The organism is Staphylococcus lugdunensis (genome assembly GCF_002901705.1).
In the GTDB taxonomy this organism is placed as follows: Bacteria; Bacillota; Bacilli; order Staphylococcales; family Staphylococcaceae; genus Staphylococcus; species Staphylococcus lugdunensis.
In genome coordinates this window covers 954,955-968,065 of the sequence record NZ_PPPV01000016.1, presented here as the reverse complement: position 1 = coordinate 968,065, position 13,111 = coordinate 954,955, and the positions used below count along the sequence as shown (strand labels likewise).

14 protein-coding genes are annotated in these 13,111 nt (G+C 32.6%); 8 read left to right on the top strand and 6 right to left on the bottom strand.

Annotation, left to right across the window (positions count from 1 at the left end; all coding sequences use genetic code 11):
- Positions 1–472: 472 nt before the first annotated feature.
- The gene (locus tag CD041_RS11320; protein ID WP_070648013.1) at positions 473–1,861 is read left to right on the top strand and encodes an L-cystine transporter; all 1,389 of its coding nucleotides are present in this window, start codon (positions 473–475) and stop codon (positions 1,859–1,861) included.
- Between the two features lie 183 nt (positions 1,862–2,044).
- Here the strand turns inward: CD041_RS11320 and CD041_RS11315 are convergent, their stop codons facing one another.
- Positions 2,045–2,800, bottom strand: coding sequence for an NADPH-dependent oxidoreductase (locus tag CD041_RS11315; RefSeq protein WP_070648014.1), 756 nt, complete (start codon positions 2,798–2,800; stop codon positions 2,045–2,047).
- A 165-nt stretch (positions 2,801–2,965) separates the two neighbouring features.
- On the opposite strand from CD041_RS11315, the gene CD041_RS11310 reads away from it, so the two are divergent.
- From CD041_RS11310 to CD041_RS11290, 5 genes are all read left to right on the top strand, one after another.
- The gene (locus CD041_RS11310) at positions 2,966–3,745 is read left to right on the top strand and encodes a 2-keto-4-pentenoate hydratase (RefSeq protein WP_002461115.1); all 780 of its coding nucleotides are present in this window, start codon (positions 2,966–2,968) and stop codon (positions 3,743–3,745) included.
- Between the two features lie 526 nt (positions 3,746–4,271).
- Positions 4,272–4,841, top strand: coding sequence for an alkyl hydroperoxide reductase subunit C (ahpC, locus tag CD041_RS11305; protein ID WP_002461114.1), 570 nt, complete (start codon positions 4,272–4,274; stop codon positions 4,839–4,841).
- A gap of 17 nt (positions 4,842–4,858) precedes the next feature.
- Complete coding sequence (gene ahpF / locus CD041_RS11300) at positions 4,859–6,382, top strand: alkyl hydroperoxide reductase subunit F (protein ID WP_002461113.1); 1,524 nt, start codon at positions 4,859–4,861, stop codon at positions 6,380–6,382.
- Positions 6,383–6,800: 418 nt separating this feature from the next.
- Positions 6,801–7,424, top strand: coding sequence for an NDxxF motif lipoprotein (locus CD041_RS11295; protein WP_002461112.1), 624 nt, complete (start codon positions 6,801–6,803; stop codon positions 7,422–7,424).
- 206 nt (positions 7,425–7,630) lie between these two features.
- On the top strand, positions 7,631–7,882 hold the full coding sequence (locus CD041_RS11290; RefSeq protein WP_002461111.1) for a hypothetical protein: 252 nt from the start codon (positions 7,631–7,633) through the stop codon (positions 7,880–7,882).
- A 224-nt stretch (positions 7,883–8,106) separates the two neighbouring features.
- Here the strand turns inward: CD041_RS11290 and CD041_RS11285 are convergent, their stop codons facing one another.
- The 3 genes from CD041_RS11285 to CD041_RS11275 form a co-directional block, all read right to left on the bottom strand.
- Positions 8,107–8,685: a histidine phosphatase family protein gene (locus CD041_RS11285; protein WP_080606642.1), complete on the bottom strand. Its 579-nt coding sequence runs from the start codon at positions 8,683–8,685 to the stop codon at positions 8,107–8,109.
- A gap of 469 nt (positions 8,686–9,154) precedes the next feature.
- Entirely contained in the window at positions 9,155–9,406 is a 252-nt protein-coding gene (locus tag CD041_RS11280) for a GlsB/YeaQ/YmgE family stress response membrane protein (RefSeq protein WP_172412362.1), read from the bottom strand.
- A 148-nt stretch (positions 9,407–9,554) separates the two neighbouring features.
- Positions 9,555–9,785: a DUF3923 family protein gene (locus CD041_RS11275; RefSeq protein ID WP_002461108.1), complete on the bottom strand. Its 231-nt coding sequence runs from the start codon at positions 9,783–9,785 to the stop codon at positions 9,555–9,557.
- A 237-nt stretch (positions 9,786–10,022) separates the two neighbouring features.
- On the opposite strand from CD041_RS11275, the gene CD041_RS11270 reads away from it, so the two are divergent.
- Positions 10,023–10,280, top strand: coding sequence for a transcriptional regulator (locus tag CD041_RS11270; protein WP_080606643.1), 258 nt, complete (start codon positions 10,023–10,025; stop codon positions 10,278–10,280).
- Positions 10,281–10,764: 484 nt separating this feature from the next.
- On the top strand, positions 10,765–10,929 hold the full coding sequence (locus CD041_RS12185) for a hypothetical protein (RefSeq protein WP_002479244.1): 165 nt from the start codon (positions 10,765–10,767) through the stop codon (positions 10,927–10,929).
- A gap of 343 nt (positions 10,930–11,272) precedes the next feature.
- On the opposite strand, the gene CD041_RS11265 is transcribed toward CD041_RS12185, so the two are convergent.
- Both CD041_RS11265 and CD041_RS11255 read right to left on the bottom strand, forming a co-directional pair.
- Positions 11,273–11,470 carry a hypothetical protein gene (locus CD041_RS11265; RefSeq protein ID WP_002492167.1) on the bottom strand — a complete coding sequence of 66 codons (198 nt, stop codon included), beginning with the start codon at positions 11,468–11,470 and terminating at the stop codon, positions 11,273–11,275.
- A 919-nt stretch (positions 11,471–12,389) separates the two neighbouring features.
- The gene (locus CD041_RS11255; protein WP_002479242.1) at positions 12,390–12,638 is read right to left on the bottom strand and encodes a hypothetical protein; all 249 of its coding nucleotides are present in this window, start codon (positions 12,636–12,638) and stop codon (positions 12,390–12,392) included.
- Positions 12,639–13,111: the final 473 nt, after the last annotated feature.

The window sequence follows — 13,111 nt, the reverse complement described above, 5'->3', positions numbered from 1 at the left end:
CAACTACTGCCAATATAGAACTCAGAGCCTAAAATATAATTATGTCCCAGACTCCATTTTGTTTAGTCGTCATTATTTCATTTCTTAAGTCAATTTCACCTTAACTAAATCATGTTTCATTATATTTCATTTTGAAATAACTTCTTGTTGATATGTTCTGGTCATTTTATTCCCTGCCACTCTTGATCTTTTTAACTCACATTTCTCATTAAAAAGCACTTATATTTTAAATCGCTCAACTATTTTGATTGCACGATTGATTCAATCTGCCTCCCATATTTCACCTCTCAAATGAATGATGGCATTTGCTATTTTATCCATACTACTTATATTTACTATAATTTTGTCTGAATAGTTTTACTTCTTTTATAGGTATAATTTTTATATCTTTTATATTGAATTCTGTTATTAATAGCATTATCCTTATAATATATATCGGAATTAAAACAATAAATCTTTGGGAGGATTATACATGCAACATTTTTTTACAGTTATTAACGTCTTTATTTTAGTTGCCTTTATTGTTGCATTATGGATAATGGCTAAAAAGCACGTGTCATTCCCTAAACGCGTTTTTACTGCTTTAGGTATTGGGATTGTATATGGCATTGTGTTGCACCTTAGTTATGGCGTAGACTCAAATATATTAACGCAAACTACAGATTGGTTTAGTATTGTGGGCGATGGCTATGTAGCGTTACTACAAATGATTGTAATGCCACTCATATTTATTTCTATCGTCTCAGCCTTTAGTAAAATTGAAATAGGCGATAAATTTGCCAAAATAGGTAGTTATATTTTCGCTTTTTTAATTGGTACAGTGGCAATTGCTGCGATTGTCGGTATCATTTACGCGATGCTTTTCGGTTTAGATGCATCTAGTATCGATTTGGGTAGTGCTGAACATTCTCGTGGTACGGAAATAAGCAAGCAAGCTAAAGACCTTACAGCCAATACCTTGCCACAACAAATTTTAGAACTATTACCAAGCAATCCATTCCTTGACTTTACTGGTCAAAGAACTACTTCCACGATTGCCGTAGTTATTTTTGCTACGTTCGTTGGTTTTGCATACTTACGTGTGGCTCGTAAACAACCACAAAATGGCAGCCTTTTAAAACGTGGTATTGATGCGATATATGCACTGGTCATGGCTATTGTGACATTTGTTTTAAGACTTACACCATACGGTATTCTAGCCATTATGTCATCTACAATTGCTACTAGTGATTTTGCGGCAATATGGACATTAGCTAAATTTATGCTCGCATCATATGCAGCACTGATTACAATGTACATGATTCATCTAATCATTTTAGGTGGTTTGGGGCTTAACCCAATTAAATATATGAAAAAAACATTCGAAGTTATGGTCTTTGCGTTTACATCACGTTCAAGCGCAGGTGCATTGCCGCTCAATATCCAAACACAAACACAACGTCTTGGTGTCCCAGAGGGTATTGCTAACTTCTCAGCAAGCTTTGGTTTATCAATTGGTCAAAACGGCTGTGCCGGCATTTATCCAGCAATGCTTGCTATCATGGTAGCACCTGTCGCAGATGTCAAAGTAGATCTCAGCTTTATTTTAACCGTAGTTGCTGTAGTAATTATTAGCTCATTTGGTGTTGCTGGTGTAGGTGGCGGCGCAACATTTGCTTCTATCTTAGTATTATCAACATTAAACTTACCTGTAGCACTCGCTGGTGTCTTAATATCTATTGAGCCACTCATTGATATGGGACGTACCGCATTAAATGTCAATGATTCAATGCTAGCTGGTACAGGAACAGCTAAATTAACACGCCATCTCGATAAAGAAAAATTCAACTCTGAGCATTACGGTGATTTAACAACAAGTTAAAGCTAAACAAAAGGGAGCGGGACAGAATTCATTATGAATTCTTAGTTCCGCCCCGGCAAGGCTGACTAGGATTGAAAAAGCTTGGTATAAGTGTATTTTTAATCCAGTCAACTACTGCCAATATAGAGTACATAACTTAAAACATAATTATGTCCCAGCTTCTTTTATTCTATATATCAATGATTATCGTTTCATAAACCCCGCTTTATTTAATTGTTCTAACATATCTAGACGTGGTTTATTACTTAAGAAAGCCTGGACTTGGTCGGACCAGGTTTCTACTCGTGCACCATTTGTGCGCTTCTTATAATAGTCGCTAACTAACTGGTCATATTCTATTAATACACGTGTGATATTGTCTTTATCTGCGTTGTATTTATTTTGATGGAACACACTATCATATGGTAATCGTGGTTTTGGTGTCCCCTGCTCATCATCGGCTGGTTCACCTATAGCCATACCAAATAACGGGAAGGTATACTCAGGTAAGTCTAAAATGTTTCTCACTCTACCAACATCATTGCGCAATGAGCCCAGATAAACGATGCCATAACCCATATCCTCGGCAGCGACTGCCATATTTTCAGCGACTAAAGCTACATCAATCGTACCTACCAACAATCCTTCTGCTGATTCAAATGATCCTGTCATATCATTATCTGTGCGTTCGTTAATCATTTGATGACGATAGTAATCAAGCACAAACACAAATAAATATCCATTATCGACAACGTATGGCTGTCCAGATACTTCTTTTAAATCTGTTTTAATTTGAGGATCATCAACGCCAATAATGGAATATGTTTGCAAGTAACTTGACGTTGAAGCACTTTGACCTGCTTCAACCAATTTTCTTACAACATCATCACTTAATGGTTTATCTTTAAATTGTCTCACAGAATGATGTTCTTTCATCAATTCATATGCATATTCTGACACATTATCCACTCCTTTATCGTTGCTTCATTATAACAATGATTTGTTAAATTGTATGTTTACTCGCTTCATACCCATTTAGTCATAAATTAAAAACATTTGCCATCAAAGTTAAATATCGTTATCATAATAGTAGAAATTTTCAGAATATTAAGGAGCGATGATAGTATGACTCAAGCTAATCAACACGTATCTTCAGCTTTATTTAATGCTTTTAAAACGCATCAACCTATTGAGTTTATAAGTAAATCTTATTCATTAAATGAGAGTGAAGCTTATCATACGCAAGATGATTTAATTAAACAACTACAATCTTATGAAGGTTCTAAAGTAGCTGGTTATAAAGTAAGTATGACCAGTGCGGCAACTCAAGCGATTGCCAATACCAACGAACCCGCTTACGGCACTATTTTATCAAGTAAAGTAGTCAAAGGGGGCGACACAATTTCATTATCTAAATTATTTAGTCCTTTGTTAGAGCCAGAAATTATGTTTAAACTGACGGCAGACTTACCTAAAGACTCAGATAATCTAACTATTTTATCTAATGTTAAAGTTGCGGCAGGCATTGAAATACCTGATGCGCGATATATCGATTGGTTCCCTAATTTCACTTTAGCCGATCTTATTTCAGACGATACAGCGACAGGTCTTATTGTAGTTGGCAAATTTGTTGACCCATTAGACTACGATGCATTCGCGAATATTCCGTTATCATTAGTAAAAGATGGCAAAGAAATCGCAACTGGCCTTTCAAATGAAGTATTAGGCAATCCTATTGAATCCGTAAAATGGTTAAACAATAAATTACAGTCTCAAGATAAGCAATTGAAAAAAGATCAAATCATATCATCAGGAACTTTTATCTCGCCATTAACTTTAGAAGAAGGTAATTATACAGCAAGCTATGGCGAAGTTGGTTCTGTTGACATAACGGTTACAAATTAAGATATGATTTAATTTATGATATTCAACAGCAATTCTTAACTACTATTTAATTGAGAAAATGAATATCTAATTGATAAAATTGTAAACAAAGATTCACATATAATATTAATTATTATCTATGATCGTCCTTATGCTAAACGCAGAAGTAATTAGGTTCACAAACCTTTCTAAACTAATCATTCTTTTAATTCCAAAGTGGCAACCTACAATAACTATAATAAGTATGTAGCTGTTGCCACTTTTTTGTGTCTAAAATTTCTTGTCATGTTTTGCCAAGGTTAAAAGAGGTTAAATGGTAATGTGAATATATTTTTAAGTTCTTGTATAATTTGTGAACTTTAATTCTAATTATTGAAGTTTATTAAGCTTAATTCATATCCTAATTATTTTCTGATAATTTAGTGAGTTACTTATGTTGACTATTTAAACTTGCCATGTGATAATAGCGATTAAGAGATTAGAATTATTATAATCAAGAAGTGATTCTAATTCACAATCTACAATCAAATTTAGGAGGAATTTACCTATGTCATTAATTAACAAAGAAATCTTACCGTTTACAGCAGAAGCTTATGATCCAAAGAAAGACGAATTCAAAGATGTTTCTCAAGATGATTTAAAAGGTTCATGGAGTGTTGTTTGCTTCTATCCAGCAGACTTTTCATTCGTATGTCCTACTGAATTAGAAGATTTACAAAATCAATACGATCAATTACAAGATTTAGGTGTGAATGTATTCTCAGTTTCAACAGATACTCACTTTGTACACAAAGCTTGGCATGACCATTCAGATGCGATTAGTAAAATCCAATACGTTATGATTGGTGACCCATCACAAGTTATTACACGTAACTTTGACGTATTAGATGAAGAATCAGGTCTAGCTCAACGTGGTACATTTATTATAGACCCTGATGGCGTTGTTCAAGCAGCTGAAATTAATGCTGACGGTATTGGCCGTGATGCAAGCACATTAGTACACAAAATCAAAGCTGCTCAATATGTTCGTCAACATCCAGGTGAAGTTTGCCCAGCTAAATGGGAAGAAGGTTCAGAAACGCTACAACCAGGATTAGATTTAGTAGGTAAAATTTAAGGGGGCATCCGAAAAGCATGCTTAACAAAGATTTAAAACAACAATTGTCTCAACTTCTTGACTTAATGGAAGGCGATGTTCAATTTGTAGCGAGCATTGGTTCCGACGATAAATCCAAAGAATTAAAAGATCTCTTAGATGAGATTTCAGGCATGTCAGAGCGTATAACAGTCGTTGAAAAAGACTTAAAACGTACGCCAAGTTTTTCAGTCAATCGTCCTAATGAAGAAACCGGCATTACCTTTGCCGGTATTCCATTAGGCCACGAATTCAATTCACTAGTCTTGGCTATCTTACAAGTAAGTGGTCGTGCTCCTAAAGAAAAAGAAAGCATTATTAATCAAATCAAAGCACTAGATGGTAGCTATCACTTTGAAACTTATGTTAGTTTAACGTGTCAAAAATGCCCAGATGTCGTTCAAGCATTAAACTTAATGAGTGTAATTAACCCTAACATTACGCATACGATGATTGATGGTGCGATTTTCCGCGATGAATCTGAAAATATCATGGCTGTGCCCGCTGTTTTCCTAGACGGTGAAGAGTTTGGCAATGGTCGCATGACAATTTCAGATATTTTATCTAAACTAGGTAGCACACAAGATGCTTCTGAATATGAAAATAAAGACCCTTATGATGTACTTATCATAGGTGGTGGACCAGCAAGTGGTAGTGCGGCTATTTACACAGCCCGCAAAGGCCTACGCACTGGAATTATCGCTGACCGTATTGGTGGTCAAGTTAATGATACAGCTGGCATTGAAAACTTTATTACAGTTAAACAAACGACTGGTAGTGAGTTTTCATCTAATTTAGCAGATCATATTGCGCAATATGACATTGATGCTATGACAGGTATTCGTGCCACAAATATCGAAAAAACAGATTCAGCTATTCGTGTTACACTCGAAAATAATGCAGTATTGGAAACAAAAACTGCGATTATTTCAACGGGCGCAAGTTGGCGTAAACTCAACGTTCCTGGAGAAGATCGCCTAATCAATAAAGGTGTGGCATTCTGCCCGCACTGTGACGGTCCACTTTTTGAAAATAAAAATGTGGCAGTTATCGGTGGTGGTAATTCAGGTGTTGAAGCAGCCATTGATTTAGCTGGTATAGTAAAACACGTTACATTATTTGAATTTGCACCAGAGCTTAAAGCAGATACTGTGTTACAAGAACGTCTTCGTTCATTATCTAATGTTGATATTACAACAAATGCTAGAACAACAGAAGTTCTTGGTGATGATCATGTGACTGGTATCCAATATGAAGATATGTCAACTAATGAAATTAAAGAATTAACTTTAGATGGTATCTTTGTTCAAATTGGATTAGTTCCTAATACAGCATGGTTAGGAAATGCAGTTGAGCTTAATGAACGTAAAGAAATTGTGACTGACCGCAATAATCAAACTAACGTTCCTGGTATCTTTGCTGCAGGAGATGTAACAGATCAAAAAAATAAACAAATTATTATCTCTATGGGATCAGGTGCTAATGCTGCATTAAACGCATTTGATTATCTCATCCGAAATTAATTAAATTAGCCCACCTATCAACAATATCTTTAAAGACGAACCTCGATAATGAGGTTCGTTTTTTATGTTTTAAAATGATGAAGTGAGCCAAGGGAACAGGACAGAATTCATTATGAATTCCTAGTCAACTACTACCAATATTTAGTTCATAACCTAAAACATAATGATTTCACAGTCTTTTGAAGATCTTTCATTATTCATCATTTTGCATCAGCAAAAACTTTCTAATGAATCCAATAAGTATACACTCTACGACACTAACTTTAATATCCATACAAATTATCGCCATATTTTCTTCATATTATAAAATTTAATATATCGTAAACGTTCATTTATTGTGATATACGTGATAATCTATTATTATTATGTATGCAAACAAACATTCATGCGATAGTTATAAAGGAGTATACAAAATACGATGAAAAAAAGAATAATTTATGCTTTATTATTCACTATTGTGCTCGTCTTAAGCGCTTGTTCAAATGGTGATATAGATGATAATGACCACCACGCAAATGGTATCCATGCACCCAAAAATGTTAAAAAAATAACTGAAAAAGACATCTTTTCTTCTAATAAACAAAATGAAAAACTCAGTGAAAAAGAGATGAATCAAGCGATCCAAAAATATTTAGATGTTAATTCAATTATCCTTGACAATAAATATTTAATGCAAAGTAAATTAGATAAGCAATCTGATAGTCAAAATAAAGTAACTGACAAGCAGGCTAAAGAGTTAAGTCAATTATCTAATAATGCAGTTAAAAACGATATGCACTTCAAAAACTTTGTAAAAAATAATACCCTGCCAAAGGGATACGAAGCAAATACCGAACGTATCATTAAGTATTTTCATGCTTTAAATAGCACCATTTCTGATGTTGATAAATCTATTGAAGAATTAAACTATCAACCACAAAACTCAATTAATGTAGTAGATGTTCCAACACATTATGCTGGTGATGTAAATGGTAAAGTTCAAAACAAAATCAAATCTTTCTTAAACGATAAACATATTAAGACTGATGTCTTTGATAAATAAAACTAAGGCATAAGTTTATTGATGTCTCAGTTTACTCTAATTGCATGCGATGCTCATACCGCTAAGCGACTTTTTAGATGACACATGAAATGATGTTGCGTTCATAATTTAAATAATATGTTAAGAATATTGATTAAAGTTGGTAGCACAAACAAATTATGATACCCTTTATAGTGAAATAATAACACTATGGAGGGTATCACTATATGGACAAAGATTATTATAATGAACCTTTGTTTTGCAAAATTTTAAATTATATATCAACAATATGTATGTTATTAGCCTTAATTATCCTAATTATTAGCTTTTTTATTGATTTGCCTAAATTGATTATTCCTATACTATTAATTATCGGCTTATTGATTAACGTCATTCCTAATATTTATAAAAAGAATATGGGTATTGTTGTTACTGATATCATTATTGCCATCGTTATACTACTGCTTAATTTATATTAAATACGTGACAAAAATACGCTCGGTTAATATATCATTTTCTAGCATTAAAATTCTTTATTTTTGGCAGAAAGTGCCTGAGACATTATTATGTTCTAGGCTATGAACTAAATATTGGCAGTAGTTGACTGGATTGAAAATACGATGATACCAAGCTTTTTCAACCCTAGTCAACCTTGCCGGGGCGGGACTACTCATTCATCATGATTGCTGTCCCGCTCCTTATTTTATATTTCTACCACTTTGGGTTTACAGTTTTCAATATGTATTTGCTTGGCGTCTTCACGTTTTAATACACCTAAATACACTAAGGCACAGCGAATAAGTATTTGATGCGCCACAATTACAATAGTATCATACGTCGAATTGACGGTATGATTAAAAAACGCTTCAAAACGATCAATAACGTCTTGATAGTTTTCTCCTTGAGGTACACGTTGAGTATAGCTATTTCTAAAATTCATATATGATGATTGGGTAAAATATTTCTTATATTCGGATATCTGTTCGAGTTCTTGTTGATTTTTCCCCTCAAATACACCTAGGGAACGTTCTCTAAGCAATGGCGTTAGCGTCGTAGGAATATCATATGGGAAAATACAGCTATACGTCTGTACTGTGCGCTTTAAATCTGACACATAGACATGCTGAATATCTTTAGTATTAAAATAAGATTCAAGTGCCTGTGCACTATTTCTTCCCGTCTGTGTGAGATCAACATCAAGTTGTCCGCAATAGTATGTCTTACCTTGATGATTATCTAAATTAGCTTGTGATTCTCCGTGTCTAACAAAATATATTTTCATAGTCTATTACCTTTCATGCTGCAGAATATATTTATAATTTTAATGTCTCTTATCACAATACTTTTGTTGGGCAAACTATGATATAAACCAACATGATTTTAAGACTGTTACTTTGATGAATCAATCACAACAATTGTATCATACCTGAATACATCAATGTGATACAATTATTATTAAAAAAATATCATTATTAAGTAATTTCATTGTGCAAAATTTCTAATTATTATCACTATTTTTATTGCTAGTAACATGTAATCATGCTAAAATATAACTGTAGTTAGAGATAACTACATAGTCTTTTATATTCATGAACATAATACTCCTGGATGACGCCTTAACCCGACGTCATCCTCTTTTTTTATGTATTTTAAGGTAAATCCCATATGAACAACCTCATTAAAATAAAAAAGCGAACTATACCAGTACCGTCTTTACGATACTTGATACAGTCGCTCAAATGATACGATGTCTATTTTCTTAATGCTTTTAAAGCTAAAGAAATTAAGAAAATTAAAATGATTGAACCTAATAATGCTGGGAAAATGTAAATACCAGCAATAGATGGTCCCCAATGTCCTAGTAACCAACTACCTACAGCAGAACCTACAATACCAGCAATAATATTACCAAGTATACCACCTGGAATGTCTTTACCTAAAATGGCACCTGCTGCCCAACCAATTAATCCGCCGACTATAAGCATTAATATAAATCCCATAATTTATTCTCTCCTTCATCAATTAAATTATTATGTCCCTTATGTATACCACTCTGTCGACAATATAAACATCACAACAAAATTTATAGCATTTTTATATAAACTTTTTTAAAACTTGGTTTTATGGAATCTATATAACTTTCCTCGTGTTTTACCGCTTTCTGTATTTAACGATAATATTAATAATCAGCCATACAATCTGAATTATAAATGGAATAATGTAAGCGATTAAAAGTACAATCAAAGCGTACATTCGAGCTTCAGGTGACTGTACCATGCCAGAACCATCTACTTTCCGAATCAAAATAGCCAACGACATGCCTGCAAACGTAATTATCCAAAAAACAGTCACAATCCACCATATGATCCATGACGTTTTCATAAATATCAACAAGTCCTTTTCTAATTATTGTGTATTTACAAACATTTTAAAAAAATTACGAAATAATAGCAATTATACATGAATGATGCACAAAAAACGCGCTGTTAAATTCGTTTATTATATAACAATGCTATTTTGAAGTTCCAAAATTAATAAGTTGATTATTTTTGAGAATAGGCATAATATATATAAATATCAAGAATATATAAAGGACTATTACTTATTGGAGGTTATGTTATGAGCTCACATGCTTTATTTAACTTAAGAACAAAACGTAACTTAGAAATTAATGAATTAACAGATTTATTAAATAAAAAATATGGTACACATTATGAGCCACATCAATTATGGGAGTGGGAAAATCATCAACATGAACCAGAATTTAAAGACGCTATGAATTTAGCCGATTTCTTTGATGCACCATATGAATTATTTGTGGAAAGTAAATATCAAGAATGTCAACAACAATTAGAAGACGTAGATATTCGTCTCTAAGTTTATATTGGGCGCAGGACAGCATTCATTGTGAATTCATAGTCCCGGCGCCACGGCATGGTTGACTAAGATTTTAAATAGCTTAGTATAAGCGTATTTGCAATCCACTCAACTACTGCCAATATATGATTACGAAATATCAAAAAGCTCCCTTCAAAGTTTTCATTTTTTCAATGTCTACGTTGAAGGGAGCTTATCATTATGTCTCAGGCGTTATTTTTATACAACGCACACCCGCCCTGGGTTGGAAGACGGGTGCGCTGTATGTGTAAGAACACATATAACATTAGGCATAATATTCACTATGTTCGCGCCTATCTGAACATACTTTAATTTTATCACAGACTCGTAATTTACAACATCTTTACACCTTATTAACAAATGATTCGAGCTAACATATTATATTAAATTTTATATTCTAATACATGTTATAATTATGTAAAAATCAATGATTAAAATATACGTATATGGAGGCATAATTAAGATGAAATTCATTAACTTTAGTACAATGACTGAAAATGGTTTAAATAAGAAAGTAAATCAATTTTTAGAAGAAAATCCTTATATCGAAATTATTAAATTTGATTACCAAGTTGGAACAGGTGGCTATGGCGTGGGCATACTGTATCAAGATCGTAAAACGTACTAATATTATCATTGGCCTGATGGATGCAATGGGGCGGGACAGCATTTATTATAAATTCGTAGTCCCGCCACGGCATGGTTGACTAGGATTGAAAAAGCTTAGTATAAGTGCATTTTCAATCCACTCAACGACTGCCAATATTTAGTTCAAATCCTAACACATAATGATGTCCCAGTCCTTTTTATATTATTTTGACTCATGACTATATGTCAGTATTTAAATATAATTAGTGATACCCGTTGTATATATATCAGTATTTTTCACTAATATTATTTACATGTATTTCTTTTAATTTATTATTAGTGTATTCAAAATAACCTTGCCCGTTTGCTGTGTTGATTTAAAATTAATTATTACTTCTATCTTTATTATACTTAGCGTGTAAATAAATTAATGCAATACCTATCAATATAATAATCACATGACCGATAATGCCTAGAAGTTTAGATTCGTCTAAATTTAAAACATTAAAAACGATTGGCTGTAATATAATTAAGATTAAAAGGTACAAAATCACTTTCATAGAAGTAAAATACTTTGCCATAGTTACACTCCTGTCTAATTATTCTTATTGCTATTTCTGAAATTCTCATCCGCTTTTCTGTAAATTATATGATTATTGCATGTATTATGGAACCAATAACGTTTATTATTACTTCGCATGTATGGCCTCCATAAATACTTTTTATATTTACCACATATGATAACAAATATCTCCAAAGCTGAAAATGAAGCCTTTTTATCAATATACAATTATGTTATACGATCTTGCAAACTCAAATTACATACAATAAATGATTCCGTTCAAGCGTCTGAAATGATCTTTTTATTTAAAATAAGAAAAATAAATTACTACTGTTACATATACCAGACCGATAAACCCATGCACTAATAGGTTAATATAAATCTGTTTTTTATTCATATTATTACCTTTATTTATCCTTCTATAATTTAAGTTATAGAAAAAAGTACAAGTTACAGAATATAATACTATAAATAATAAGCCTAATAGCAAAGCTACATAAATATTCAAAACCGTTTACCTCGCTTATAGTCATCTTAATTATAAGTGTAACATAGGACGTTGCTGCAATGAGAGCGGGACAGCATTCACTATAAATTCGTAGTCCCCGCCCTGGCAAGGCTGACTAAGATTGAAAACAACTTGGTATCAACATATTTGCACTCCAGTCAACTACTGTCAATATAGAGTTCATAGCCTAAAACATAATGATATCCCAGGTCCTTTAATAAATGGTTCTATAATTCTCAAAACACAAAAATAACTCCATAAGCCTATGCTTACGGAGTTTTCCTCTTTAATATAGGGATATTTTATATCATTTCATTCGCTATTAAAATGCTTATATAACAATATTTATAGCTATAATATTAATGAGTTAATATTCATACTCTTGCCCTTTATTTCAAAAGTACGCCCTTTTTTTGCCCTCTTTTATTTACTAATCACTTTGTTTTTCTTTTCTAAAAACCATATCGTAAACAAATGAGATTACCGCTAATACAATCCCTAATGTTAAAAGTCCATTTAATCCATTATCACTGTAGATATTAATAATGTTTAACGAACTTATTTTGTCAGCAAGCCGATTAGTTATATGTATATTAAAATAACTTAATAAATATGTACCTATCACAAAGATAGCAATAATGAATATAAAATCGCCTAGTGTTTTTAAAAATTTACTCATCCTTGTTTTCCTTTTTAGCTTTGGCTATTAATATTAACATCATTATCAAAGGAAACGCTATAAGAAAGTAAATCATTCTAACAACCTCCTATGTATATTTAATATCACTGTATCAAATATGAGTATTTGGTTCAATTGCGTTTTCGCTTAAACCCATTCTTAATATCTCTCAATAGAGCGTTACTCCCCAATCAATTTGAAATAGTCTCCATAGTAAACGCTATAATTTTACCTATTAATTCCATATATATGACCTCCATAGGCTTTTAATTATATTTGCCACGAATGAACGCAAATTAACATACCCAATATATCTATATGTCTAAAAGCTCAATTATTCGTTCTGATATATCTCAGTGAACAATTGGTTCTATTAGTTATATACTATCTAGTATATCAAGAAATCTTGCGCACGCTTAACCTACATAGTTATTCCCCACTGTAACTTAGGACGTTGATGTAATGGGAGCGGA